Raw genomic sequence first — 25,964 nt, 5'->3', positions numbered from 1 at the left:
TTAAGTGAAGGAAAGGTGAACACAGAAGCCATTCGATCCGATATATTAAGTATATGTCTGTTTTAAGATACAGGAGGTTTTCTTACATGACCCATTTAACAGGAAGCTACAATGGATGGCTTGTCTTTCTGTCAATCGCTGTCGCCGCTGTCGCCTCCTACTCAGCTCTTCATATAGCCAGCAGGGTAGCACAGTCAAGCGGTGCAAAGAAAAAGGTATGGCTGCTCATTGGTGCAATGATCATGGGAATGGGGATATGGTCGATGCATTTTATTGGCATGATGGCATTTCAAATGCGTGTTGGCATTACATATGATACGTCCTTACTGATTTTATCGATTTTGGCCTCATTTATCGGATCCTTGATTGCTTTTTCAATATGCATTCAAAAGCAGGTCTCTAGAAGAAGGCTGCTCATTAGTTCAATCACTATAGGTACAGCTATTTGCAGCATGCATTATCTTGGAATGGAATCAATGGCCAATGTCTCAATCAGCTATGATCCAGTCCTCTTTTTTCTTTCATTTTTCATCGCTGCCATTGCCTCCTACTTTTCATTGAAGCTCTTCTTTCGTGTTGAGCACATGAAAAGTAAACGGAAGAATTATCTTTTAAAGAGCCTTGGTTCAATGTTGATGGGCGGTGCTATAGCAGGCATGCATTATACTGGTATGGCTGCCTCTACCATGTTTTATCATTCAAATGGACAGGCCGCTGCAGGCGGCTATCTTGAAATGTCGCCATTCAGTCTGTCGATTTTCATCGGATTGATGACACTTATTGTTCAAACGCTGATGATCTTTGGTGCCTATATTGATCACCGGATCATGACGCAGTCAGATCAGCTGAAAGAAAATGAACAGCGGTTTCAATCGCTCATCAAACATAATATAGACGGCATTATCGTGTTATCTGTCGATCGAAAGGTTCTTTCTGCAAATGACTCTGGTAAACAAATCTTAGAGTTGTGCAATTCTAAGATTGGTGATGATGTCAGCCAATATGTGATGCCGACTGAGTTGTGGGAAGAATTTATTTCTCAGTCAAAAAAGGCCATCACACGCGAAGCAGAACTGAAAGCAGCAGATCGTTTTTATTATTATCATGTCACTTACATACCTGTTCATGTGAACAATTCACTCGACAGCATTTATCTTGTTTTAAAAGATTTAACACAGCAGCGGATTGCAGAAAAAGAAATTCATGTGATGGCACATTATGATGCACTAACAGAGCTTCCTAACCGCCGCCACGGCATCAATCATTTAAATGATGTTCTCTCCGCTCAAGAAAAGTCAAAAACATCAACAGCGGTTCTGTTTCTGGACTTAAATCGTTTTAAAATTATTAATGATGCACTTGGTCATAACATAGGAGACTTACTGCTGAAAGCTGCCGCAAACAGACTAACGCAATGTTTACCGGACAATGGCTTTATCGCAAGACTTGGCGGTGATGAATTTTTAATGATCTTTCCCCACATGGATCATGATACACATAAAATCGAACAATTTTCTAAAAATATCATCCATCAATTTGAACGTCCTTTTTTCATCCAGAACCATCAGCTCATTACATCGATCAGCATTGGAATCGCTATCTCTCCGCAAAATGGAAAAAACGGGATGGAACTGATGAGAAAAGCCGATATGGCCATGTATTTATCCAAAAAACATAAGCAAAGCCGTTATGAATTCTTTACCGAATCCATGGAAAGATTGAGTGAGGACAGGTTAAACCGGGAGCTGGAGCTGAGGGATGCCATTCAAAGAGAACAATTTGTCCTTCACTACCAGCCGCAAGTCAGTGCCAAAACAAGAAAAATGACTGGGGTTGAAGCCCTTTTGAGAATGAAGGCACCAGATGGTTCCTTAAAGTCACCTGAAGCTTTTATTGAGCTGGCAGAGGAATCAGGACTGATCATCGATATTGGCAGATGGGTCATTGATACGGCTGGCAAGCAGGCAAAAATGTGGTATGACGATGGGCTGAAGATTCCTGTGGCTGTCAATTTATCTGCGAAACAATTCAATTCTGAAGACTTAATTGATTTGATCAAGCTCACACTGAAAAAATACGACCTGAAACCGTCACTCTTGGAGCTTGAAGTCACAGAAAGTATGACAATGGACAATATCAAGCAATCAAAACAGGTGTTAACGTCGTTGAAACAGCTTGGCGTCCGCATTAGTATTGATGATTTCGGTACAGGCCACAGCTCATTAAGCTATTTAAAGGATTTACCGATTCATCGACTGAAAATTGATAAATCCTTTATAGAGGATATTTTAAGTGATTCAAAGTCTGAACAGATTACAGGGGCTATTATAGCGATGGGACATCAATTATCTCTCGAAGTGATAGCAGAAGGTGTTGAAACATTTGCACAGGCTCAGCTATTATCTGCCCAGGGCTGTGACGACCTGCAAGGGTTTTATTATGCCAAGCCGCTGCCAGCAAGCGATATTGAAAAATTCATCGCCTATCCGGCGCTGCTTGACACATAAAAAAGGTGCCATCATTGGCACCTTTTCGTTTTATCTAAATAATAAATGCTGACTGTGAATACCTGCTTTTTTCAATAGACTAATCAATTGCTCTTGCTCTTCACGCGTCAGACCAGAGAATGCACGCGCAATCCGAAGAGAGTGGATCGGATAAATCTTGTCAAGATAGCTTCGCCCTTTTTCCGTTAAATGGGCATAAACAGACCGTTTATCCTTGGGGTCCTGTTCTCTTTCAATGAAACCATTTCGTTCTAATTTGTCAATTACGTACGTCACATTCCCGCTGACAAGCAGGAGTCTTGAGCCGATTTGCTGAAGCTTTTGAGCACCTCTTGTGTACAGTAATTCAAGAACGGCAAATTCAGTTGGATTGAATCCATGCTCTTTGCTGTCTCTAATACTGTGTTCTGAAACGCTTTTAAATGCTCTTGCAAAAACCTTGTAAAGCGTCATTGAGCGTTCTACTTCTTCTTCATTAAACGATAGTCTCATCACATATCTACCTCTTATAATATTTTTTTAACTTCAAGGCTGTCTTGCGGTGCAGTTGGAGCCTTTCGTAAAAAATAGAAGTACGTTTTTGAAAACCCTTTCAACCACATAAGTGACTCCATTCGTGTTATGTATAAGGTTTCGATATAAACTTTTAAAATCCTTCTTATTTTTCACAATCATCTCGAAAAAAAGCTTTTTCAGCAAACCATCAAGATGCGACACACTTTAACAAAATCTGTAAAGAATCTATGGTTTCTTACACTTCATTCGCCAAATTTCTACAAAATTCAATATTGCTATAATATTAAACACAAAAAAAGAACCCTTTATGTGACATACGCACATTTCAAGGGATTTTTACAAATAGCGCTCTGTTTTGTTGAAAAAGAAATGATACTCTTTTTTTAAGTCACTAATTGTCATGTCCTTGGCCGCATCAGGGCTGTAAACTCCTAATGAACATAGCTGCTTCGTATAATAATGTCTTTCCTTTGCTAAAGCTTCTTTTAATATACGCCGCACCGATTATCCCTCCTATCAAGTGATTTGGATCGGGTGCTTATGAAGACTTCTTATACAAATCATTTTGCATGGCTCTTAGAAGCGCATGTGCATTCTGACCTGCAGCCTGCATGAATTGCTCAAGCAATTCATCCCTCTTCACATCTAATGCGATGATTTCTTTTGCCATACGAATGATCTGTGCTTGCTCCATCATATGCTCCTCCTCCTATGTCAACTCACCATGATTATATGCCGCCGTAAGATGTATTGCACACTCCCTGTTATCTTTCCTTCCATGGTTTTTTCATTTTTTTCGTTTTTGTGTTATATTTTCTAACAAACGATAGGTTTTTTTCCTTCTCGTTCTATATAATATGAAGAAAAGACTTGCAGGGGTGAGTATATGACGCAGGAAGATGTATCTTATAAAGATAAAAAAGTCATTTCAATCGGGATTGTCAGTGAGCTAACAGGGCTTTCCGTCAGGCAAATCCGATATTATGAGGAACGTAAACTCATTTACCCCCAGCGCTCAACAAGAGGCACACGGAAATATTCTTTTGCAGATGTTGAACGTTTGATGGACATCGCCAATAAACGGGAAGACGGTGTGCAGACAGCTGAAATTTTAAAAGACATGAAGAAAAAAGAACAAGCGCTAAAAAGCGGACAATTTAAGAAAAAAATGCTGGAAGGCCAGATTAACGCACACTTTCGGTATAAAAATCGTTAAACAAAAAAAGAATCGCTCTTTTGAACGATTCTTTTTATTTAGAGGAAGCTTCAGTACCTTCAACAACCCCTACAAAGTCAATCAGCACGCCGCCTCTTTCAGGATCTTCTTTCACCCGCAGGGCAAGTGCCTTTTTCTTCCCGGTTTTTGCATCTTCATAATTCGCGTGGAACACATGAATGCTGGCTTCTTCCAATTGAAAATCCTCATAAGAAAGCGTGTCTATGCCCCATTCTTTTTTCAGCTTCAGAATGTCGTCTGGGCTCGGGACTGCGCCTTCGACGTAGATGTCTTCCATTTTTCTTTTATTTCCTTCGGTGATGGCTTCAAGCATATGCTCTGCAGCCACTAGCCTTCGGTCTTTCCCCTCGTCCTCCCTTTGACATGCACTCAGCAAAAACATACATATCAAAACGAATAAGAATTTCTTCATGTTTCTCTCCCACCTTCTCCTTAAAATGTAAAGGATGGAAGCGCTATATGCAATCTTTATACAAAAAAAGACTGTAAAACGTCATGTTTTACAGTCTTAGATTGTGGACAAGGGGCTAAAATGATGTTTATTTTAGTCCTTTGTCTACCTTTCAGCGCGATCTGAAAACCTTTGAAGTCTAGGAAGGACGAGTACCGGAGCGGAGCGAATTGAACATTCGTGAGCACCGGCACGCAAGAACTGAAAACGAATGCAAGGGTTTGTCGGCGCGCTGAGACTGTAAAACGTCATGTTTTACAGTCTTTTTGCTACATGAGTGTATGAAGGAAAGCTGTCGCAATACCAAAATAGATGAGCAGTGATAAAATATCGTTCAATGTTGTAATCAGCGGCCCAGATGCAATCGCAGGGTCCACGTTTAATCTGTGTAAAATAATAGGCACGATCGTACCTGCCATCGTTCCAATAATCAGTGTGGCAAGCAGTGACGAACCAACAACAAATCCTAAAATCATATTACCCTGCCACACCATTGCGACGACTGTAATAATGATGGAACAGACAATCCCAATGTAAATACTTGTTCGGAGCTCTCTAAAAATCAGGCGCATAATGGTTTTTTTCGTTAATTCTTCTTTTGAAAGTCCTCTAATGACGACCGCAAGCGACTGTGTGCCTGTATTCCCTGTCATTCCGGCAATCATCGGCATGAAGAAGGCTAAAGCGACGACTTGCTGAAGGGTATCTTCAAAGTAATTTAAAATACTGCCTGAAATCAGCCCAATGAATAAGAGCAAAATGAGCCACGGGAGACGCCGGTATGCTGCCACAAAAGCGGGAGTGTCGAACGTAATATCTTTACCAGAGGCAGCGAACTTCTCATAGTCTTCTCCTGCCTCTTGAATGACGACATCAATGATATCATCGACTGTGACGATTCCGACCAGGACATTGTTCTCTTCTACAACAGGAATGGCAAGAAAATCATACCGTTCAATCAGCTTTGCGATTTCCTCCTGATCCTGAAAAGCTCCAACGGCAATGACTCTTGTAAACATAAGATCCTGCACTTTTTCATCTGGTTCACCTAAAATGAGATCCCGGTACGACAGAACCCCTACAAGCTGCTTTTGATCATTAATGACATATAAATAGTTGATCGATTCTGCAATTTCAGCAAAGCTTTTCAGCTTTACAACTGCGTCCTGAACCGTATAGTGCTGAGGAATCCATACGTACCGGTTGGTCATGATCCGGCCTGCTGTCTCAGCAGGATAATTCATGAGAAGCTGGACGGCCTTTGATTCCTCTGCCTCCATGTTTGATAAAAGCTGATCTTTCAGCTCATCATCCATTTCATCAAACAAGTTGGCTAGGTCATCGTTATCCATTTTGTTTGTGACGAAGGTGGCTTTGTCTTTTCCTACTTTTTCAAGCACAATTTCTTGGTATTCGCGCTCAAGCTCACCCATCATTTCCGTCACATCATCGATTGTTAAAAAGCTGAGGAAACGGCCGCGGTGTTTTTCTGGAAGTTCTTTAAATAAATAGGCCATATCATATGGCTGAAGTTCTTCCATAATGTTTTTAAATTCTTTGCGTTTGCCATCTCTTAATAAAATAATGATTCTTAAAATGAGTTCATCGTACGTAATGTTCTGTATCATCGCTGTTACCTCCCCAAAGTCAGGAGATACCCGAATCCCTTAGAATGTGCGGGGTCAGGATCTCCTCTGTCTGATGCGTCAATCTGATCTTTTGACATACTCTCTATGTGTCTCGAATCGGGATGATCCATCCCCACACCTCCTTTTCTCATAAAAAAGCACCTTCAACCGAATGAAGGCGCTTTGTAAGCATGACAAAATAAACACTTGCTCCTTCAATCGTAGAGCTTTAGCACTGTATGGCATAGGAAAAAATCCAGCTGCATTAAAAATCACCTTATGTCGATGATTTCTGTTGACCCATTGGCGTCTTTGGACATTTTTGGGCAGCAGCGTATCTCCATACAGGAGCCTCACCTAACGAAGTCTCATATTGTTAACACACTGAGATTACAGAAAAAGCGGAATGATGTCAATAAGCAAGATGCCAAGTATCCTTATGTATTCGCTTACTTTTCAAAAAAAAGAGCGATAGACAGCTCAGCCATCGCCCTTTTCATGTCTTTTTATTTCTCTTCAGGCTGATTCATATCCTCTTGGGAGAGGAGATGAAAGGAATCATGCAAAAACAAAGCATATCCTTCTCCATCAGGATGCGGAACGTATTCCGCGTGATCCATTGTTTGCTCTTCTTCTTTTTTCTTCATATTCTCTCGCCTCCTTTCCCGTAGTTTGTCCCAATGAAAAAACCTTACACATGAAAGTGTAAGGTTTGGTCATAGCTTAATCATCCCATTCTTGCTTCAGGATTTTGCCTGTTTTAGCGGAAATCTCAAAATCAACTTCCTCGCCGCTTGGTGTTGTGATTTCAATTTCGTAAATGTACACACCATTTTCTTTATCTAGATCAGAATCAGTGACTGTGCCTTTTACTTTTGCAAGAGCCATTTTTTCAGCCTGTTTTTTCGTGATCTTCACGTTCTGTTTCTTTTCTTTGACTGGATCATTCATCGCTTTTCCAGTTTTTGCATCGACATATACTTTATATTCAAAGCCGCCTTTTTTGATCTCGACCTCATACACCCATTTTCCTTTTTTACGCTCAAGATCCACATCATCCACATAGCCTTTCACCACTTTTAAGGCTGCTTTTTCAGCTTGTTTCTTTGAAACAAATGACGATTTCTTTTGCACGACTTGCTCGGCGTTTGCTGTTTGATTTGTATTTTGCGCTTGAAGTGTGAAACCACCTGCGACAAGAGTTCCCGTTAATGCTGTAGCTACTAGTACTTTTTTCATCATGTTCAATTCCTCCTCTGTTTGATTTCTTCTCTATCTTAAGAAAACAAGATGATAAAGGAAGGAAAGAAACATGAGAATATCATGAGAAAAGGATTAGTTTTCGTACGTAATGCCCTCAATATCCCCTGTATAGGCGTTCACAAGCACCTCCGCCTCTCTGCCGTCAGGCAAATCCAGCTCCACCTCAAATACGAGCATACCGCTGAATGTTTCAAGATCAGCATCATCCACTGTTCCGCCAACTTCTTTGACGGCAATTTGGATGGCTTCCTCGACAGTAATTTTCGTAAGCTTCTTTTCTTTAGAGGTTGGTTTTTTCTTTTCTGCTTCAAGCACCTTAAATGACTGTTTGTCGACCTCGACTTGATATAATTCTTTTTTTGATTGGATGGTAAAAATGAAACGATCTGACGTCTCTTTTTTTTGAATGACAGTTCCGCTCACCTTTTTAACAGCCGCCTCTTCTGCCTGGAGCTCAGCATTTTTTTCATTTGGCTTTTGATAGCTTTTTAACTGTCTAATTTCTTTCATTTGACCGCTTGCAGAAGATGCAATGATTTGATAGATGCCATTTGCATTTTCCAGCGTCATTGTATAGTCCTGTTTATGATTGATTAAATCAATATGTGTAATGTTTCCATTGTAGTCTTTTGCGATCATTTTTTTCATTTCTGCTTCACTTAATATTTTTTGATCAATGGTTTGGATCATGAGCATTGCAAAGGCCGCAAGAATCACAAGACATCCTGCGAGCGCAAGCACCATTTTCGTTTTTCTAGACATGCAGCGCCTCCTTCCTATTTCCTATTTTATAAGGAGGAAATGAGAAATTGATGAGAAAAGACCCATTTATTTCTGAAAAAGAATGGTCATGGCTGTCCCTTCGCCGATACGGCTGTCTACCTTCAGCTCGGCCTCATGTTCTTCTGCAATTTGCTTCGCAATTGAAAGACCGAGTCCGGTTCCGCCCGTCTCACTGTTTCTCGCTTCATCCACGCGGAAAAAGCGGTCAAAGATTTTCGGCAGATCCTCTTCTTTTATGCCAATTCCTTGATCAATCACTGAAATAAATGGCTTGTCTTCTGCCCATCCGCAGGTCACATCAACTGGCTCTCTGCTATATTTGACCGCATTATCAATTAAGATGGTCAAAAGCTGTTTGATTTTCTCTTCGTCTCCTTCTGCGATCAGCGGCTGATCTGTCTGCACATGGGCTTGAATCGTTCGATTCGTGGCCACTTCAAGTGTATGACATAGCTGCTTGCACAAATGACCAAGATCAACCGGCTTCATATCCAAGTATAACGGCTGACCGTTTTTCGCCAATGTCAGTAATTGATCTGTCAGTCTTTTCATTTTTTTCGCTTCATCATGAATCGCTTGGGAGGATTCTTCTACAACCTCTGGACGTGTTTGCCCCCAGCGTTTGAGTAAATTGCTGTAGCTCATAATGACGGTAATCGGTGTCTTCAATTCATGGGAGGCATCATGCAAAAATTGCTGTTCTTTTTCATAATGCTTCTCGAGAATCTCGGACATTTCATTAAAGGTTTGTCCCATTTGATATAGTTCATCCTTTGAATCGCCTGTTAATTCAATTCGTTTAAACGCCTTCTCTTTCATACTTGCCTTCATGGTATTCGTCATTCTGCTAATCGGCCGGACAATTTGCTTTGTTAAAACGTGGCCTGCAAAATAGGAAAGCACAATAAACAAAACGCCGGTAGCGATTAAAATCATTTTTAATAACGCTAAGTTCTCTTCCGTATTTTCGATTTCTTCATATACTTGAAGCGACATAATCTCACCATTTGTCCAAATGACCGGAATAGCAGCGAACGCAATCATATGCTTATTGTATTCTTTGATTTCTGCTGTCTGGCCAGATTCGTATGTAAAAGGCAGTGAGCTAAACGTTGATTCCTTTGTGACAGTCAGTTTTGACTCTCCCGTTTCTGTCACGACTCGGATCATACCATTTTGAGGCAGGTACGCCTTCAGCAGCTCCGAGGACGGAAGACCCTCTTCCTCTGATTTTTTTAAAGCAATGGCAATATTTTCAGCCACCTCAGACAAGCGGGACATATCTTTTTGCGTCAAGGTCATCGAAAAAATAAAATAAATGGCTGTATGAAACAAGAGCACCATTAAAAACAAAGACAACGACGTATAAAGCTGAATCTTATTTTTTAATCTCATTCTTTATCCTTTCATCACATAACCCACACCTCTCACTGTGTGAATCAGCTGTTTTTCGAATGGGTAATCGATTTTTTTCCTTAAATAACGGATATAGACATCTACCACATTTGTATCACCGAAATAATCAAAACCCCAAACCGCTGTTAAAAGCTGATCTCTTGTGAGCACTTGCTGCTGATGGTTCAGTAAGTGGACAAGCAGGTCATATTCTCTCGGTGTGAGTTCAAGCATTTGCCCAGCCCTTTGGATTTCTCTTGTTTTCTCGTTGACCGTTAAATCTGCTATGCTCAGCTCTGTCTCCTTTTCTTCTTGTGCATGTATATTCAACCTTAGCTGTGCGCGAATTCGCGCTAATAATTCTTCTATGTCAAAAGGTTTTGTTATATAATCATTCGCCCCAAGATCGAGCCCGCTTACCTTATCAGGAACACTTCCCCTTGCTGTAATCAAAATAATAGGTGTCGCTGTATTTGTTTTCCGAACCCTTCTCAGCACTTCAAGACCGCTTAACTCTGGAAGCATGACGTCAAGCAGCACCAAATCGAAGCTGTCTTCTTCAAGAGCCTGAAGCCCGTCCATTCCTGTCTCTTTGACTGTCACCTCATATCCTTCATATTCAAGTTCAAGTGACAGTACCCTTGCGATTTTCTTTTCATCTTCGACTACGAGTATCTTCCCTTTGTTCATCTCTATCTCTCCTATCTAAAAGGCAAGCTTGTCTTTCCATTATTATATGTTGCCTTTCTCATTTGGAACAGTCACAATCTTCACATCTATTTTTTTATGGAGGGAATTATTTTTGAGAAAAAACATTTAACTTGATCCTTCTTCTCAATTTGTTACTTCATCTCATTATTTTTTAGTCTGCCTCTTTTAGTTCTATTCACCCATTTTCATCTGTACAGGTGCAACCTCACTATGCAGCATTTCCTTCTTTTTCATATGATATCAAGAGTTTTCTTCAAAAGGTGAGCTCTTTCGTCAATATGTGAGGAGAACTGCACTTTTGATAATAGATTGATTATTTTAAAAATTATTACAATTGACCCTTTCCGATCAAAAGTTTCTTTTATACAATAACATTATGCAGCCTGAATCTACTTTGAAAACAAAATAAGGAGGGCTTTCTTATGAAAGGTGAAATTCGCTTAATTCCGTATGAAGTAAAAGCCAATGTGATGGAAGCGAAAGAGACGCCGGAAAGTATTCAGGAGATTAAAGCACCCGAACTTTGGTCAAGTGGCTTCAAAGGAAAAGGCATAACCATTGCTGTCCTTGATACAGGCTGTGACACAGAGCATCCCGACTTAAAAGATCAGATTATCGGTGGGAAGAACTTTACCGATGATGACGATGGAGATGCTGAAAATGTAAAAGACTATAATGGGCATGGTACCCATGTAGCAGGAACGATTGCCGCAACCGATCAAAATGGCGGAATTTTAGGGGTTGCCCCTGAAGCCAAGCTGCTCATCGTGAAAGTTCTTGGCGGTGAAAATGGCAGCGGAAAATATGAGTGGATCATTGATGGCATCAACTATGCCGCAGAGCAGAAGGTGGATATTATCTCTATGTCTCTCGGTGGTCCAAGCAATGAGCCTGCCCTGCAGGAAGCCATTCAAAATGCGGTAAAAAGCGGTGTGCTTGTTGTGTGCGCAGCAGGAAATGAAGGGGACGGGGACGAGCGTACGGAAGAGTTCTCCTACCCAGCAGCATACAATGAAGTCATTGCCGTCGGTTCTGTTTCCCTTGCTAGAGAATCCTCTGAATTTTCTAACGCCAATAAAGAAATCGACCTCGTCGCTCCAGGAGAAGACATTTTATCCACTCTCCCTAACCATAAATATGGCAGGCTCACAGGGACTTCAATGGCTGCCCCTCACGTAAGCGGTGCACTAGCCATTATTAAAAATGCCGAAGAAGAAGCGTTCCAGCGCAAGCTGACAGAGCCTGAGGTTTATGCTCAGCTTGTCAGAAGAACCCTTCCATTAAAACAGTCGAAAGCCCTTGTAGGGAATGGATTTTTATATTTAACTGCGCCTGATGTCCTTTTAGAAAAAACATTAGAAGCAGATCTTTTATCTCTATAGCTTAAATAGAGGTCCTGAGAAAAGATAGAATTTTCTCAGGATTTTTTTAATTAAAATTATTCAAAATTTACTTTGACGAAATGAAGTGAACGTTATATAATCGAACACAATAAATTCATAGTTTGAGAGTCGGTAATTCGATTACACGTCGAATTTTAATTGGGAAGACCGGTGAAAATCCGGCGCGGTCCCGCCACTGTGAGTGAGGAGAGCTTTTCTCAGGAATCCACTGTCATTAGGATGGGAAGGATGAAAAGCTTGCAGATTCACCAGCCAGGATACCAGCCGCTCTATCACATCAAACCCCCTACGGTTGATAGGAGATGTCGGAAAAGCGTCAGTGATACTCACGCCTTATTTCGCACACACATTTTGTCTTTTAAACCAGACATTTACCTCATCAATCATGATCATGAGCGTAAATGTCTTTTTATATTTAGAGGAGGAATTGGAATTGACAATTGTTAAAACAAGTAATCTAGGCTTTCCGCGCATTGGTTTAAACAGAGAATGGAAAAAAGCACTTGAGTCTTACTGGAAAGGTCAAACAGACCGCGAAACCCTCTTAAGCACACTGGATGAACAATTTTTAACTGCCATTAAAACACAAATCGATCAACAAATTGATGTTGTTCCTTCTGGAGACTTTACCTTCTATGATCACGTGCTGGATACCGCTGTTATGTTCAATTGGATTCCAGAGCGCTTCCGCAGCTTAAAAGACCCGCTAGATACATACTTCGCGATGGCAAGAGGAACAAAAGATGCCGTCTCAAGTGAAATGACAAAATGGTTTAATACAAACTATCACTACATCGTTCCAGAATACGAAAAAAGCACAGAATTTAAACTCACACACAACAAGCCGCTTGAAGCTTACGAAAAGGTGAAAAAGGCGTTTGGTGTTGAAACAAAACCGGTTGTACTTGGTCTATATACATTTGTCTCACTTTCTAAAGGTTATGAAGCAAATGAAGTGAAAGAAATCCAGCAGCGTCTAGTGCCGCTTTATACTCAGCTTTTAAAAGAACTTAAAGAAGCAGGCGTCAAATGGGTTCAAATTGATGAACCTGCACTTGTCACAGCTTCCAGTGAAGACGTAAAATCCGTAAAAGAAATTTATCAAACGATCAAAGAAGCCGTACCTGGCTTGAACATTCTTCTTCAAACATACTTTGATTCAGTAGATGCGTATGAAGAGCTTGTCACATATCCTGTTGAAGCAATTGGTCTTGATTTTGTCCATGATCAAGGGCGCAACCTTGATCAAGTGAAAAAGCACGGCTTCCCGAAAGATAAAATTTTAGCAGCAGGCGTCATTGATGGAAGAAATATTTGGAGATCAGACCTTGGCGAAAGATTATCCTTTATTTCTGAAGTCATGGCTGACGTTCAGCCGAAAGAAGTGTGGCTGCAGCCATCAAGCAGCTTGCTGCATGTGCCAGTTGCCAAACACCCAAGCGAACAGCTTGAAGAAAAACTATTAAACGGACTGTCTTATGCCACTGAAAAGCTGGCTGAATTGACATTACTAAAAGAAGGTTTAACAAAAGGAGCAGCTGCCATTGATGCTGATATTAACGAAGCAGCACAAGCACTTCTTACCTTAAAAGAGTTCGCAAAAGGAACAAATGCGGATCTAACAGCGGAACGCAACAATCTTTCATCGAAAGATTTTAAACGTCCAGCTGCCTTTGAAGAACGCCTTCGTATCCAAAACGAATCTCTTGAGCTCCCGCTTCTTCCAACAACAACAATTGGCAGTTTCCCGCAGTCTGCCGAAGTGCGCAGTGCTCGTCAAAAGTGGCGCAAAAATGAGTGGACAGATGCAGAGTATGATGAGTTTATTAAGAAAGAAACAAAACGATGGATTGATATTCAAGAAGAAATTGGTCTGGATGTGCTCGTACATGGGGAATTTGAACGTACAGACATGGTTGAATACTTCGGTGAGAAGCTAGCCGGATTTGCCTTTACAAAATTTGCTTGGGTACAATCCTATGGATCACGCTGCGTGAAGCCGCCAATCATTTATGGAGATGTAGAGTTTACAGAGCCAATGACAGTGAAAGAGACGGTATACGCACAAAGTTTAACAGAGAAAAAAGTCAAGGGCATGCTGACAGGACCTGTTACCATCTTAAACTGGTCTTTCCCAAGAACGGATATCTCTCGCAAAGACATTGCTTTCCAAATTGCTTTCGCTTTGCGTAAAGAGGTAGAAGCTTTAGAAGCAGCTGGTATTCAAGTGATCCAAGTGGATGAGCCTGCGCTAAGAGAAGGTCTTCCGCTCAAAGAAAGTGATTGGGCAGAATATTTAAACTGGGCAGCAGAGTCATTCCGTTTATCTACATCATCCGTTCAAAATGAAACACAAATTCATACACATATGTGCTACAGTAACTTCGAGGATATTGTCGATACAATCGAAGACTTGGATGCTGACGTGATTACAATTGAACATTCACGCAGTCATGGCGGATTCCTCGATTACTTAGAAAAACACCCGTATTTGAAAGGACTTGGACTAGGCGTTTATGACATCCATAGCCCGCGCGTTCCATCTGTTGAAGAAATGAGCGAAATCATTGATGATGCGCTGAACGTTTGTCCGACAGATCGCTTCTGGGTGAATCCGGATTGTGGTCTAAAAACTAGACAAGAGCCTGAAACCATTGCTGCTTTGAAAAACATGGTCACAGCTGCTGAAGTCGCTCGTAAAAAGCTGGCGCAGCATGCATAATTGAATGTCCCTCCCCTGCTGAACGCGGCAGGGGTTTTTTATGCGTAATTTGGCCTGTTCGATCTCCTGCTATGATGATTTCTTTTCTAGCATGATTCGTTTATACTAGAGAAGTCAGTCGAACAAAGGGAGGAAGACAATGAATCACGAAGATTTTTTACAACGAGCAATTGATCTTGCAGTAGAAGGAGTCAATAGTGGTACTGGCGGCCCTTTTGGAGCAGTCATTGTCAAGGATGGTCAGATTATTGCAGAGGGCAGCAACAACGTGACAACAGCAAATGATCCAACCGCACATGCTGAAGTCACAGCCATTCGAAAGGCGTGCCAGACGCTGAATACATACCAATTAGAAGACTGCACTCTATACACAAGCTGCGAGCCTTGTCCGATGTGCCTTGGCGCTATTTACTGGGCTAGACCAAAAGCTGTGTATTTTGCCGCTGGGCATCAGGATGCAGCGGATTCTGGTTTTGATGACTCATTTATTTATGAAGAAATCAACAAAGAATACGAATCAAGAAATATACCATTTTACAAGCTGACACCTCAAAAAACCCTTGCGCCATTTGAAGCATGGGAAGCATACGAACAAAAGAAAGAATATTAAAAAAGAAACACCTGCTCATCAGCAGGTGTTTCTCTTTTCAGCGTGATAGAAAACTTTTTTATTCAGCCACTTCAAGCTCTACTTCAATGTTCCCTCTTGTTGCTTTTGAATATGGACAGAATTCATGTGCAGCATGGACAAGCTCTTTCACTTTGTCATGATCATGACCTTTCGCAGATACAATCAGCTTTACGCCAAGCTTAAAACCGCCGTCACTTTCATCTTTTAAAAGACTGACATGTCCTTCTACTTCCGATTCTATTTCTATCCCTTGCTTCTTCGCTACCTGCTCAAGTGCTCCTCCGAAACAAGCTGCATAGCCTGCTGCAAATAATTGCTCTGGGTTTGTACCAGTCTCTCCATCTTTCTTAGCGTTAGGCATGACAATGTTATGATCGAGCACACCATCCTCTGAACGAACATGTCCAGCTCTTCCATGCTGCGCCTTTACTTTTGCTGTGAATAATGGTTTCATCTTCATCTCCTCCTTCATCTATTCATCCTTTTCACGTTCTCTTCATTTCTCAAACATTTATGGCACATTGAAGAATTTTTCATTTTTCGTCTGTATTTATTTTAAAAAAGAAGAAAATCTTATACAATGATAAGTATGACAAAAAATAGTTGGTGACTGACATGACAAATGAATTTGAACATATGAAGCTGGAAAATCAGCTTTGTTTCTTGTTATATGCAAGTTCACGAGAGATGACGAAGCAGTATAAACCGTTGTTAGAAGAATTAAACATTACGTATCCGCAATATTTGGCACTGCTTTTATTGTGGGAGCATGGAACATTAAATGTGAAAACGATGGGAGAGCTTCTCTATTTAGACTCCGGTACACTCACGCCCATGCTGAAACGAATGGAGCAAAACGGACTCATTATCCGAGAACGTTCGAAAGAGGATGAGCGGTCTGTGCAAATTCGTTTAACGGAATATGGAGAGCAGCTAAAAGAAAAAGCCACTGCGATTCCGTCTCACATGCTGACTGGGACAGGAAGATCGGAAGAAGAGCTAAAAACACTGCGTGCCTCTTTACATGAGCTTTTGCAAAATTTAACACAATCAAAAGGCTGAGGGAATGTTCCCTCAGCCTTTTATTGATATCTATTATTGTGCGACAGCTACTAGTTCTACTTCGATGTTTCCTTGAGTTGCTTTTGAATATGGGCATACGCCGTGCGCTTTATGAACAAGTTCTTCTAATGCAGACTGCTCAATTCCAGTTCCCTTTACTTCTAATTGAACACCTAGTTTGAAGCCGCCATCTGAACTGTCTTTTAATAAGCTGACATGTGCTGTTACTTCACTTTCAAAACGGATACGCTCTTGTCTTGCTACCATTTGAAGGGCTGAATCAAAACATGCAGAGTAGCCTGCTGCGAATAATTGCTCTGGATTTGTTGCTTTTTCAATTTTTTTTGCTCTTGGTGTTCCAGGCATTGCTACATCATGCTCAAGTACACCATCTGTTGAAACAACCTTACCTTCTCTTCCTCCGACAGCTGATACCGTTGCTGTAAATAAAACGTCTGACATGAATATAACCCTCTTTCTCTCCAATAATATTTCCTACAATTGAATTGTACACAATTTAAATTGTAGAGTCAATCAATAAATACTCTTTTTTAAGTTTTCCTCCTCGTTTCCTTTTTATGAGCATGTCCCGCAGAATGGTGTTTAGGCAGTAAAAAAAGCCCTTTAACAAGGGCTTTAGATCGTGTCATGCTGCGGATTCGGTTGTTCCAGCGTATGGTTTCTGTTATCTGGGTCGGCATTTGCTGCTGCCAGCCACAATGCCATAATGGTGATGCTTGTACAGACGACTGCCCATTTTTTAAAATTCATATAAACAATCCCCTCTCTGAATATAGATTCGAGCATGTTCCGCTTCCCCATAGAACATGGAAGATTTTTCATAATCCCCCATTTCATTATAATACTTTGCGGTATCTAATGCCAGCTCCTCTATATCTGGATATGCATAGACAGACTCTAAAAAATGGAAAATTTGTTTGATATGCTCAGCATCTTGTCTTAAATACAATGCTTCTAGAAATATGGTTTTCTGAAGATGAATGTCATCTTGAAGAGCTTCTGCTCGCTTCATACATTCTTCTCTGTAGTGTAATGCTTCTTCGTGTTTTCCTTGTTTGTATAATATCTGAGCGGCTGTATAAAGAGGGTCTATAGATCGACGAAGATGATCGGATTGATTTTGATCAAATAACGAGATGGATTCTTTCATTAATTCGAGTGCGCGGGTCAAGTCTCCCATTCGGTAATAACTGTTGCCCATATTAAACAAAGAGGAGGCAATAAAACGCACATTCTGAAACTCTCTTGATCTCGCAAGTGCTCTTTCGAGATGTGGTAATGCTTTTTCATGCCTTCTCATATCATCGTAGTTACCTGCCACAATAAATTCACACTGAATTGTGCGAAGCGCATACAGTTCATGCTGAACATAAACATCCAGCGCTAGTTTAGCATGGTGCATCGAGATATGTGTTTGTTTCATGTGATAATATATTTCTGACATTTTAAAATGAAATTCCGCACGTTCAATATCATCTGATACAAAAGAAAGCTTGTGCTCTGCCTTTTGATAAGACGATATGGCAGCAATATACTCCCTCCGCCCGAATTCATACATGCCTCTAAAAAAATGATAGTAGTATTCAAGCATGCCTGTAACATGCGTTTGATGCTCATCTATTTCTTTCGAAAGCTCGGAAAAGTTGGCGCGAAGCTTTCCTTCCTTTAATGGCTTTAAATAATCGAGCATGACCTCATGCCTAAATTCCATTAAAGAAAAATAGAGAAGCAAATTCTGATCTTCTTCCATTGAATCAAGAGAGGTGCGAATTTCCTGTTTTAACTGTTCTGCTTGTTCTGAATCAAATCTGCGGATTAATTCATACCACTTGTTGATTTTCACTCCAATATCCGAAGAGGGAATGATTTTCGCCATACGTTGCCTTCTCCAATCTTCTCAAAATATAAAACATTACCATATTTTATCATACTTGACCGGAGAAATACAAAAATGAAAGGAAAAAGAGAGCCTGTTGTCACAAGACTCTCTTTTAAATTCGTTATTCTCTTATTTGTCCTTGACCACGAATGACAAATTTTTCAGACGTTAAGGCTGGCAGACCCATTGGCCCTCTTGCATGAAGTTTTTGTGTACTAATTCCTATTTCCGCTCCATAGCCAAACTCAAAGCCATCTGTGAAACGAGTAGAGGCATTATGATAAACAGCGGCAGCATCGACAGCTGTTAAGAAAAGGGCTGCATGCTCATCGTTTTCCGTAATGATCGCTTCAGAGTGCTTAGAGCTATATGTTTGAATATGCTGAATCGCTTGTTCTATGTTTTCTACAATTTTAATACTGACGATCGGTGCTAAAAACTCCGTTGCATAGTCCTCTGCTGCCGCTAATGCAGCACTAGGAGCAAGCGCGCAAACGGCTTCATCACCGCGTATTTCTACCCCATTTGATTGAAGGGCTTCAAATAACGAAGCACCGTATGTTTTTGCCCATGTTTCATGAATGACAATGCTCTCGATCGCATTACAAACAGATGGTCTCTGGGTTTTGGCATTCAGCACAATCCGCTCAGCCATTTCGTTTTTTGCTGTTTCATCAATATAGATATGACAATTTCCTGCACCTGTCTCAAGCACCGGCACAGTTGACTCTCTCACGACAAGATCAATTAAATTCTTCCCGCCGCGCGGAATGAGGACATCCAGGTATTCATTTAAGGTGAACAGCGTTTTCGCCGTTTCACGGCCAGTATCTTCAATCAATTGCACACTGTCTACTGGAATATCCGTCGTATGAAGCGCTTCATGAATCACCTTTACAATTGCCTTATTACTATGAATAGCAGATGAGCTTCCGCGCAGAATCACAGCATTTCCAGTTTTCAAGCAAAGGGTCGCAGCATCGACTGTCACGTTTGGTCTTGCTTCATAAATCATTCCAACCGTTCCAAGCGGTACACGGACCTTTTCGATGAGCAGGCCGTTTTCTTTTTGAATGGTTTCTAACGTTTCACCAATTGGGTCTTTTAGCTGAATGAGTTGAAGGGTCGCGTCTGCAATGGCTTCAATTCTCTCTTCCGTGAGTGTGATTCGGTCAATGACAGATGGCGTGAACTGCTTTTCCTCAGCAGCCTGAACATCCTTTAGGTTCTCCTCTATTAAATAAGCTGAAGATGCTTTTAGTGCACTCGCGATGGCGTGCAGGGCAGCATTTTTTTGTTCCGTCGTTTTTAGAAGCAGCTGATCTTTGGCTGCACTTGCTTTTTTTGCTTTTTCAAGAACTTCATTCATCGTATTCCCTCCTCAGTTTTGTACATGCTGTACCCAGTGATCTCGGTGTATGACCTCAGGCTTCTCTTTTGAAAGCTCGTCACTTCGCATTCCTTTAATGCCGAGAAGCTCATCGGAGGCGTACAAGGTTTGTCCCTTACCAACTAATCCGTTTGGACCGACGACTTCTACGACTTCTCCTTTAGAAAAGTCACCAGCGACATCAATGACTCCTGCCGGAAGAAGGCTTCTGCCATTATGCAAAATCGCCGCTTCTGCTCCTGCATCAATCATGATCTTTCCAGAGACCGGTGAGTGGAATTGAATCCATTGACGACGGTTGTTCACGGCTGATAAATCCTGTTCACCGATATACGTTCCATCGCCTTGCCCCGTAAGAATGCGAAGCAGTTTGTCTTCCCCAGTGCCTGTGCCAATGAAGACTTTCACGCCAAGTGAAAGTGCCGTTTGTGCAGCAGAAAGCTTCGATTTCATTCCGCCTGTTCCAACCTTTGAACCGGTGCTCTTTGCATATGAAAACAATTCTTCTGAAATGTGGGTCAGGACATCAAACCGCTTCGCCTCAGGATGCTCATTTGGATTTGCATCATAAATGCCATTGATGTCTGTTAATATAATCAATTGGTCTGCATGGATTAATCCACTGACAAGAGCTGACAGCATGTCATTATCCCCAAAGGTAAGCTCCTCGATGGAGACTGAATCATTTTCATTTATGATCGGCAAAATCTTTCTTTCCAGCAGCTCCATCATCGTTGCGTAAGCATTTCGATATCTTGTTCGATCTGAAAAGTCATTACGTGTTAAAAGCATTTGAGCAGGTGTCATGTGAAACTGTGAAAAAAGCTCTGTATATTTCTGCATTAACAAGCCCTGACCAACGGCGGCAGCTGCCTGTTTCCCCTTTAAGGTCACAGGTCTTGATGGATAGCCTAAGCTGCCAAATCCTGCTGCAACGGCTCCTGACGAAATTAAAATGATTTCATGACCTGCTTCTTTGAGCTTTGCGATGGCTCTTACATGATCCCGCATCTTTTGTTCATCAATGGCTCCTTTTTGCTCTGTTAATGAACTGCTGCCAATTTTTATGACGATCCTTTGCTTTTTCATCCTTGATTCCCTCCGCTATACCTTTAGGCACAAAAAAATCCCTTTTTCTCCTTATGTAAAGGACGAAAAGGGATTTTCCGTGGTACCACCTTCATTGAATAAGCATGCGATCTGCTTATTCCACTCAACTCCTGTAACGCCAGGCACGCGCTTAGATTTTTCCTCTAAGGCTCAAAGGGCAGGTTCAGCAGCTGTCTGCGGCAAATGTTTCAGCACATCATTTGCTCTCTTTACGCATCAGTTCCTGCTTACTATTCCTTTTCAACGCTCGTTAATTTTTTTATATTATCACCAATTGCTAAAGAAAAGTCAAGCGGTCAATTAAAGACAATCGTTTTATTCTCATGAACAATAATTCGATCTTCAAGGTGCCATTTGACAGCACGTGCAAGCACACTGCGCTCAATTGTCCGGCCAATATTTTTCAGGGCTTCCGCATCATCCCGGTGATCTACACGCTCAATATCCTGTTCAATGATCGGTCCTTCATCTAAATCATTGGTGACATAATGAGAAGTCGCACCAATTAATTTGACTCCCCGCTCATATGCCCGCTTGTAGGGGTTTGCACCAATAAATGCTGGCAGGAAGGAATGATGAATATTAATGATTTTGTTCGGATGCTCTTCAATGAATCCAGGCGTTAAAATTTGCATGTACCTGGCAAGCACAATCGCATCAATGTCGTACTTTTCTAATAAGGCGAGCTGCTCTTTTTCAGCTTCTTTGCGAATATCTTTATTCGCCTTTACAAAATGGAATGGAATTCCGAGTGCTTCTACTGTATCTTTTGCCGTTTCATGATTGCTGATCACAACTGCGATTTCAGCCATTAAATTTCCGCTTTGCCATTCCCATAGAAGCTCATGCAGACAATGAAGCTCTTTTGAGACAAAGATTGCCAGCTTTTTCAGCTCACTTGCACGCGACATGCTCCACGTCATTTGAAATGATGCTGCGATTGGCTCAAAGCTATTTTTCAATTGATCCATATTCGCCGAGATGTCTTTCCAATCAAATTCAATTCTTAAAAAGAACCGGCCGCTTTCATGATCGGTTGTGTATTGGCTGGATTCAATGATGTTCGCTCCGTGCTCAAATAAAAAGGAAGAAACAGCTGATACAATACCAGGCTGATCCGGGCAGCTGACAAGTAATCTGCCTTTTTGCTCGTGCTTTTGTCTGTGTAATTCAAGTTTCTCTGTAATCAATGTTCTCATGTATCATGACCTCATTTACGTTTTCATTCTAATGAAATATTATACTGGACTGGAAAGAGAAAAAGCAATGAAGAGTCCATTTTTTATTGAATATTCATTCAATTCTGCACCTAGCGTGATATAATATGAGTAGACCTTTTATCACAAAAGGAGTGATGGAGATGAAAAGCATGACTTTGTTTGGTAAAGTGAGCTTTTGGCTCGGCATCGTATGTCTGATCACAGGTATTTATCTTTTTATAGCCGGTGAGAGACTCATTCCTTTACTCACATTTGGTGTCTGTTTTCTTCTAGTGAGTCAGCTTTACCGCAAAAATGAAAACGATTCCAATCATCATTCGATGTAACAAAAAAGGGCTCAAATGATTTTTATTTGAGCCCTTTTTCTACTTTTAACGCGTGATAGAAAACCTTTGCAGCCCTGACAAAGAATGCGAGGGTTTGTCTACATGGAGAGGCTGGCAGACAGATGCCAGCCTTTTCTTATTCAATGATTTTTAACCCGACCGCCGCAGATAAAATCAGTGCGATAAAGAAAATACGTTTTGCGTCCTTCGACTCACCGTAAAACAGCATGCCGACAATGGCTCCTCCAGCAGCTCCAATGCCAGTCCAAATGGCGTATGCCGTTCCCATCGGAATTGTATTCATCGCAAGAGAGAGCATGAGAAAGGACAGCGAAAATCCAGCTGCAATGAATAAAATCCATTTGACATGCCGGTCTTTCTGGAATTGATTCATCATGGTGACACAAAGCATTTCTAAAATGCCTGCACCAATAAGTAAAAGCCAGCTCATGATTCAGTCTCCCCTTTCTTTTCACCCGTGGTCAGTTTGAGCCCTAATACACCGCTTAAAAGCACCATGATTAAAAGTAATTTCACTAGCTGTACCGGCTCACCCATTACCATACCTACTATGACAGTACCTGCTGTCCCAAGTCCGGTGAAAACGGCGTAAAGTGTGCCAACTGGCAGTACAGTCGTGGCTTTCAGGAGTAAATAAAAGCTGACGACAATACAAACGATGGTTGCGGCCCACTCCAATAAAGAGTCAGCATATTTCAACCCCATCACCCAGCCGACTTCAAAGATCGCCGCAATAAAGACATTTCCCCATTTCATCTAATCCCTTCCTTTCTGAACGATTCCAACCAACAAAAAAAGCCCGGAAATCGATCGTTTGATCAAATCTCCCGGGCTTTTATCCCTCCGTGTACATACGGTCTATTGTGTAGACCTTATGTGTTTTCTCTCGGTCCAGACTGCGCCACCCGCACGGAACCCTAGAAAACCAATTCTTAATAAGCAGATCTGACTTAAAGCAGATTCTGTGTGTCAAAATTGTATCACACCCCGAAATACCGGTCTACCGCTTTGCTTGCCACACGCAAATATACTTGTTCATTTTTCGAAAGAAATTTTATGGGACCTCCGTATACTAAGGGTTAGAAACAGGTCAACTGATAAAGAAGATCTGCGGGCTGTTTCACATGCTGCGAACTGAAGGGAAACGAGCGTATATGACAATTCATTTATTTTTTATGACATTGACGATTAAGCGTAAATACAAGGACATGGAGACCGTACTTTACGAACAAGAAGTTGAAGCATTTTATGAAGAAATGAAACAGAAGCAGCTAAAATATATGAACTAAAACAGGAAGTGAAAAATGAGAAAAGAAGGAGAATGATGCTTGATTGTTATACGAGGGAGAAGGATCTATTCCGGGTACAGCAACGATCACACCGCTGATATAATAAAATCAGATTGATGTGATGAACGTTCAACTTTAGGATGATGCATTTACAGATCATCCGTTGTACTCCAAATAATGCTGAAAAACATTTTATAAAAAATTAAGAGGTGGCTTCATATGATGATGACCGATGAACAAAAACATGAATTTTATCAAGCACTTGTTGACAAGAATCCGCAATATGACGGCACATTCTTTGCCTGTATTAAGACAACTGGCATCTTCTGTCATGCCACATGTACGGCTAGAAAGCCAAAATTTGAAAACTGTGAGTTTTTCTTTACAGCGGAGGAAGCACTGCTGGCAGGGTATCGCCCTTGCAAGCGCTGCACACCATTAACATACCCGAACAGCATTCCTGAAGAAGTCAAAACACTCGTTTCAGCAGTAGAAAAAAATCCTGAGAAACGCTGGAAGGAAGAGGACTTCCGCCAATTAGGGATTCACTCTGCCACAGCTCGAAGAAAATTTAAAGATATTTACGGCATGACCTTTGTTCAATATGCAAGATCACGCCGAATGGGACTTGCCTTTAAAGAAATTTTGAACGGAAAAAAAGTAATCGATCAGCAGGTCACTTTCGGCTATGAATCTTCAAGCGCCTTCAATGATGCATTTACGAAAATCATGGGAAATCCCCCTAAAAAAGCGCAGATTCACATTCTTTATGCTAATTTTATTTCCACACCGATCGGGCGGATGATGAGTGTGACAGATGCCACACATGTGTATTTACTGGAGTTTATGGACAGGCGGGGACTCGAAAAAGAAATTGAAACATTAAGAAAGAAGCATCATGCCCGCATTTTAGTTGGAGAAACAAACGTCCATCAGCAATTAGCAAAGGAATTGGCCTTATATTTTGAGAAAAAGCTGACCAAGTTTACTGTACCGCTTTCCTTACATGGCACCCCTTTTCAAATGAAGGTGTGGGAGCAGCTTTCACTCATTCCAGCAGGCGAAACGAGATCCTATCGTGATCTAGCCGCGAAACTGGGCGATCCGCATTTGGTTCGTGCCGTTGGTAATGCAAATGGTGCGAATCAATTGGCTATTATCATTCCCTGCCACCGCGTGATTCAAACAAGTGGTGAGCTTGGAGGCTATGGCGGGGGGATTGAACGGAAGAAATATTTGCTTCAGTTAGAACAGCGTGCATAAAAAAACGGCTCTGCTTAATCGGTAAGCGAGCCGTTTTCTCCGTTACGGGTAATGCTGTATACATCAATGATTTGGTCCCATTTTGAAATAGTTTTTTCTTTTTTCATGCCCATTTTTAAAGCGACCTTCACCGACGCTTCATTCTCAGGACGAATTAGGCTGACCATCCGTCTGACCTTCATTTCTTCAAATCCATAGGTAAGGCAGCCTTTTGCAGCCTCAGCAGCATAGCCATTCCCCCACGCCGCTTTCTTTAGCATATATCCGATCTCAAGCTCCGTTTGTCCTTCGATATTTTGCAGAACAATTCCGCTTTGTCCAAGACGTTCATTTGTTTCTTTATCTTCAATGATCCATAGCGAGGTGTGGTACATGCGGTCATTTTTTTGATTCCATGCAATCCACTCTTTTGTCTGCTGTTCATCCTTCAAAGAAGGATAATACTTCATCACTTCTTCATCTTGGAACAGCTCGTCATATAAAAATGACGCATCATGTTCATTCATCGTTCTCAGTTTCAGGCGCTCTGTTTCTAGTACTGTTCTTGTTTGATATGACATTGATAATCCCCCCTTTTTTACTTGCTAAAAATATCTCCGAACAACCCATTTGAATCTGGGGCAAAGTAATGGAAGCCCGCACCGGTTAAACTTGCAGCCAGCGCTGTCCACATCATTAAACTGACGGTCATCCACACCGCGACTTGCTTTCTTTTCGTTCCAAAGCTCATGCACATCAAGGCCGCTAAATGACTGCCGATGATAAAAGGACCAATGAGCGCTAATCCAGGCAGACCGTATCGTTCCCAAATTTTTCTAGCCCGCAGCTGCTTTTTCTCTCCTTTCTCATCACCTTTCTCTTCTTTTCTCTTTAACCACCATGCTTTAAACCGGTCCACAAACACAATGAGAAGCAAAACTGTGAGAAAGTTGCCGATGAATCCAATTACAGCCGTTGTCACAGGGTGCAGCCCACTTAAGATTGCGAATGGAACGACACCAATCACCTCAAAAAAAGGCAAAGCAGCCAATACAAAAACGAGTACATATCCCCATACGATATCCAAAAACAGAACCCCTTTTCATTTTTGTCCTCTCCCCATTGTAATGAAAAACACAATTCCATTTCTACATTTT

The 25,964-nt window shown here is 41.3% G+C and carries 30 protein-coding genes, 3 riboswitches and 1 other annotated feature; of the genes, 9 read left to right on the top strand and 21 right to left on the bottom strand.

Annotated features, from left to right (window positions below; genetic code table 11):
- Positions 1 to 86 precede the first annotated feature (86 nt).
- On the top strand, positions 87 to 2,507 hold the full coding sequence (locus NST65_RS06305; protein ID WP_065214286.1) for an EAL domain-containing protein: 2,421 nt from the start codon (positions 87 to 89) through the stop codon (positions 2,505 to 2,507).
- 30 nt (positions 2,508 to 2,537) lie between these two features.
- Here the strand turns inward: NST65_RS06305 and NST65_RS06300 are convergent, their stop codons facing one another.
- The 3 genes from NST65_RS06300 to NST65_RS06290 all read right to left on the bottom strand — a co-directional run bounded on the left by NST65_RS06300 (position 2,538) and on the right by NST65_RS06290 (position 3,717).
- On the bottom strand, positions 2,538 to 3,002 hold the full coding sequence (locus NST65_RS06300) for a MarR family transcriptional regulator (RefSeq protein ID WP_087975546.1): 465 nt from the start codon (positions 3,000 to 3,002) through the stop codon (positions 2,538 to 2,540).
- A 357-nt stretch (positions 3,003 to 3,359) separates the two neighbouring features.
- Entirely contained in the window at positions 3,360 to 3,524 is a 165-nt protein-coding gene (locus NST65_RS06295; protein ID WP_034281517.1) for a stress protein, read from the bottom strand.
- A gap of 37 nt (positions 3,525 to 3,561) precedes the next feature.
- Positions 3,562 to 3,717, bottom strand: coding sequence for a hypothetical protein (locus NST65_RS06290; RefSeq protein ID WP_087975683.1), 156 nt, complete (start codon positions 3,715 to 3,717; stop codon positions 3,562 to 3,564).
- Positions 3,718 to 3,909: 192 nt separating this feature from the next.
- Between NST65_RS06290 and NST65_RS06285 the strand changes: the two genes are divergently transcribed.
- The gene (locus NST65_RS06285; RefSeq protein ID WP_024424656.1) at positions 3,910 to 4,239 is read left to right on the top strand and encodes a MerR family transcriptional regulator; all 330 of its coding nucleotides are present in this window, start codon (positions 3,910 to 3,912) and stop codon (positions 4,237 to 4,239) included.
- 34 nt (positions 4,240 to 4,273) lie between these two features.
- Here NST65_RS06285 and NST65_RS06280 read toward each other — a convergent pair whose 3' ends face one another.
- The 7 genes from NST65_RS06280 to NST65_RS06250 all read right to left on the bottom strand — a co-directional run bounded on the left by NST65_RS06280 (position 4,274) and on the right by NST65_RS06250 (position 10,470).
- The gene (locus NST65_RS06280; protein WP_034281516.1) at positions 4,274 to 4,672 is read right to left on the bottom strand and encodes a membrane lipoprotein lipid attachment site-containing protein; all 399 of its coding nucleotides are present in this window, start codon (positions 4,670 to 4,672) and stop codon (positions 4,274 to 4,276) included.
- 308 nt (positions 4,673 to 4,980) lie between these two features.
- The gene (gene mgtE, locus NST65_RS06275; RefSeq protein WP_024424654.1) at positions 4,981 to 6,339 is read right to left on the bottom strand and encodes a magnesium transporter; all 1,359 of its coding nucleotides are present in this window, start codon (positions 6,337 to 6,339) and stop codon (positions 4,981 to 4,983) included.
- A gap of 207 nt (positions 6,340 to 6,546) precedes the next feature.
- A riboswitch (M-box (ykoK) riboswitch) is annotated at positions 6,547 to 6,711 on the bottom strand.
- A 134-nt stretch (positions 6,712 to 6,845) separates the two neighbouring features.
- Positions 6,846 to 6,986: a hypothetical protein gene (locus tag NST65_RS06270; RefSeq protein WP_181566866.1), complete on the bottom strand. Its 141-nt coding sequence runs from the start codon at positions 6,984 to 6,986 to the stop codon at positions 6,846 to 6,848.
- Positions 6,987 to 7,062: 76 nt separating this feature from the next.
- Entirely contained in the window at positions 7,063 to 7,581 is a 519-nt protein-coding gene (locus tag NST65_RS06265) for a PepSY domain-containing protein (protein WP_034281515.1), read from the bottom strand.
- 93 nt (positions 7,582 to 7,674) lie between these two features.
- Positions 7,675 to 8,364: a PepSY domain-containing protein gene (locus NST65_RS06260; RefSeq protein WP_034281514.1), complete on the bottom strand. Its 690-nt coding sequence runs from the start codon at positions 8,362 to 8,364 to the stop codon at positions 7,675 to 7,677.
- A gap of 66 nt (positions 8,365 to 8,430) precedes the next feature.
- Entirely contained in the window at positions 8,431 to 9,780 is a 1,350-nt protein-coding gene (locus NST65_RS06255) for an ATP-binding protein (protein WP_111927271.1), read from the bottom strand.
- 3 nt (positions 9,781 to 9,783) lie between these two features.
- Positions 9,784 to 10,470 (bottom strand): response regulator transcription factor, encoded by a 687-nt coding sequence (locus NST65_RS06250; protein WP_034281512.1) that lies wholly within the window; start codon positions 10,468 to 10,470, stop codon positions 9,784 to 9,786.
- Positions 10,471 to 10,913: 443 nt separating this feature from the next.
- Between NST65_RS06250 and NST65_RS06245 the strand changes: the two genes are divergently transcribed.
- From NST65_RS06245 to NST65_RS06235, 3 genes are all read left to right on the top strand, one after another.
- Positions 10,914 to 11,873, top strand: coding sequence for a S8 family peptidase (locus tag NST65_RS06245; RefSeq protein WP_024424648.1), 960 nt, complete (start codon positions 10,914 to 10,916; stop codon positions 11,871 to 11,873).
- 113 nt (positions 11,874 to 11,986) lie between these two features.
- A riboswitch (cobalamin riboswitch) is annotated at positions 11,987 to 12,178 on the top strand.
- Between the two features lie 149 nt (positions 12,179 to 12,327).
- Positions 12,328 to 14,616 (top strand): 5-methyltetrahydropteroyltriglutamate--homocysteine S-methyltransferase, encoded by a 2,289-nt coding sequence (gene metE, locus NST65_RS06240; protein WP_034281511.1) that lies wholly within the window; start codon positions 12,328 to 12,330, stop codon positions 14,614 to 14,616.
- Between the two features lie 139 nt (positions 14,617 to 14,755).
- The gene (locus tag NST65_RS06235; protein WP_034281510.1) at positions 14,756 to 15,226 is read left to right on the top strand and encodes a nucleoside deaminase; all 471 of its coding nucleotides are present in this window, start codon (positions 14,756 to 14,758) and stop codon (positions 15,224 to 15,226) included.
- 58 nt (positions 15,227 to 15,284) lie between these two features.
- Here NST65_RS06235 and NST65_RS06230 read toward each other — a convergent pair whose 3' ends face one another.
- Positions 15,285 to 15,701: an organic hydroperoxide resistance protein gene (locus NST65_RS06230; RefSeq protein WP_034281509.1), complete on the bottom strand. Its 417-nt coding sequence runs from the start codon at positions 15,699 to 15,701 to the stop codon at positions 15,285 to 15,287.
- Positions 15,702 to 15,862: 161 nt separating this feature from the next.
- Between NST65_RS06230 and NST65_RS06225 the strand changes: the two genes are divergently transcribed.
- Positions 15,863 to 16,309 (top strand): MarR family transcriptional regulator, encoded by a 447-nt coding sequence (locus NST65_RS06225; protein WP_024424644.1) that lies wholly within the window; start codon positions 15,863 to 15,865, stop codon positions 16,307 to 16,309.
- A gap of 33 nt (positions 16,310 to 16,342) precedes the next feature.
- On the opposite strand, the gene NST65_RS06220 is transcribed toward NST65_RS06225, so the two are convergent.
- The 6 genes from NST65_RS06220 to purU form a co-directional block, all read right to left on the bottom strand.
- Positions 16,343 to 16,771, bottom strand: coding sequence for an organic hydroperoxide resistance protein (locus NST65_RS06220; protein ID WP_041116420.1), 429 nt, complete (start codon positions 16,769 to 16,771; stop codon positions 16,343 to 16,345).
- 174 nt (positions 16,772 to 16,945) lie between these two features.
- Complete coding sequence (locus NST65_RS06215) at positions 16,946 to 17,080, bottom strand: hypothetical protein (RefSeq protein ID WP_024424642.1); 135 nt, start codon at positions 17,078 to 17,080, stop codon at positions 16,946 to 16,948.
- A complete protein-coding gene (locus NST65_RS06210; RefSeq protein ID WP_041116418.1) occupies positions 17,070 to 18,206 on the bottom strand; it encodes a Rap family tetratricopeptide repeat protein in 1,137 nt (378 codons plus the stop codon). The genes NST65_RS06215 and NST65_RS06210 overlap by 11 nt, the downstream gene beginning before the upstream one ends.
- Before the next feature lie 124 nt (positions 18,207 to 18,330).
- The gene (locus NST65_RS06205) at positions 18,331 to 19,578 is read right to left on the bottom strand and encodes a glutamate-5-semialdehyde dehydrogenase (RefSeq protein ID WP_041116416.1); all 1,248 of its coding nucleotides are present in this window, start codon (positions 19,576 to 19,578) and stop codon (positions 18,331 to 18,333) included.
- Between the two features lie 12 nt (positions 19,579 to 19,590).
- Positions 19,591 to 20,688 carry a glutamate 5-kinase gene (gene proB, locus NST65_RS06200; protein ID WP_041116414.1) on the bottom strand — a complete coding sequence of 366 codons (1,098 nt, stop codon included), beginning with the start codon at positions 20,686 to 20,688 and terminating at the stop codon, positions 19,591 to 19,593.
- 55 nt (positions 20,689 to 20,743) lie between these two features.
- Positions 20,744 to 20,962, bottom strand: a binding site (T-box leader).
- A gap of 43 nt (positions 20,963 to 21,005) precedes the next feature.
- Complete coding sequence (purU, locus tag NST65_RS06195) at positions 21,006 to 21,908, bottom strand: formyltetrahydrofolate deformylase (protein ID WP_046310727.1); 903 nt, start codon at positions 21,906 to 21,908, stop codon at positions 21,006 to 21,008.
- Between the two features lie 161 nt (positions 21,909 to 22,069).
- Between purU and NST65_RS06190 the strand changes: the two genes are divergently transcribed.
- Positions 22,070 to 22,255 (top strand): hypothetical protein, encoded by a 186-nt coding sequence (locus tag NST65_RS06190; RefSeq protein ID WP_034281503.1) that lies wholly within the window; start codon positions 22,070 to 22,072, stop codon positions 22,253 to 22,255.
- A gap of 136 nt (positions 22,256 to 22,391) precedes the next feature.
- Here the strand turns inward: NST65_RS06190 and NST65_RS06185 are convergent, their stop codons facing one another.
- Both NST65_RS06185 and NST65_RS06180 read right to left on the bottom strand, forming a co-directional pair.
- Positions 22,392 to 22,706: a multidrug efflux SMR transporter gene (locus tag NST65_RS06185; RefSeq protein WP_024424636.1), complete on the bottom strand. Its 315-nt coding sequence runs from the start codon at positions 22,704 to 22,706 to the stop codon at positions 22,392 to 22,394.
- Positions 22,703 to 23,032, bottom strand: a complete 330-nt coding sequence (locus NST65_RS06180; RefSeq protein WP_041116412.1) for a multidrug efflux SMR transporter — start codon at positions 23,030 to 23,032, stop codon at positions 22,703 to 22,705. Before NST65_RS06180 ends, NST65_RS06185 begins: the two co-directional genes overlap by 4 nt.
- Before the next feature lie 66 nt (positions 23,033 to 23,098).
- A riboswitch (guanidine-I (ykkC/yxkD leader) is annotated at positions 23,099 to 23,208 on the bottom strand.
- A 222-nt stretch (positions 23,209 to 23,430) separates the two neighbouring features.
- Between NST65_RS06180 and NST65_RS06175 the strand changes: the two genes are divergently transcribed.
- Together NST65_RS06175 and NST65_RS06170 are read left to right on the top strand one after the other, a co-directional pair.
- Positions 23,431 to 23,565: a YrzI family small protein gene (locus tag NST65_RS06175; RefSeq protein ID WP_073204910.1), complete on the top strand. Its 135-nt coding sequence runs from the start codon at positions 23,431 to 23,433 to the stop codon at positions 23,563 to 23,565.
- A gap of 219 nt (positions 23,566 to 23,784) precedes the next feature.
- The gene (locus NST65_RS06170; RefSeq protein ID WP_041116410.1) at positions 23,785 to 24,828 is read left to right on the top strand and encodes a trifunctional transcriptional activator/DNA repair protein Ada/methylated-DNA--[protein]-cysteine S-methyltransferase; all 1,044 of its coding nucleotides are present in this window, start codon (positions 23,785 to 23,787) and stop codon (positions 24,826 to 24,828) included.
- 14 nt (positions 24,829 to 24,842) lie between these two features.
- Here NST65_RS06170 and NST65_RS06165 read toward each other — a convergent pair whose 3' ends face one another.
- Both NST65_RS06165 and NST65_RS06160 read right to left on the bottom strand, forming a co-directional pair.
- Entirely contained in the window at positions 24,843 to 25,388 is a 546-nt protein-coding gene (locus tag NST65_RS06165) for a GNAT family N-acetyltransferase (protein ID WP_111927269.1), read from the bottom strand.
- Positions 25,389 to 25,405: 17 nt separating this feature from the next.
- Positions 25,406 to 25,894: a small multi-drug export protein gene (locus tag NST65_RS06160; protein WP_025092307.1), complete on the bottom strand. Its 489-nt coding sequence runs from the start codon at positions 25,892 to 25,894 to the stop codon at positions 25,406 to 25,408.
- Positions 25,895 to 25,964: the final 70 nt, after the last annotated feature.

It is taken from the genome of Bacillus sp. FSL P4-0248 (assembly GCF_038593305.1).
Taxonomy (GTDB): Bacteria; Bacillota; Bacilli; order Bacillales; family Bacillaceae; genus Bacillus; species Bacillus safensis.
Note: the sequence above shows the minus strand (reverse complement) of the source record. Positions and strands in the feature narration are given on the sequence as shown.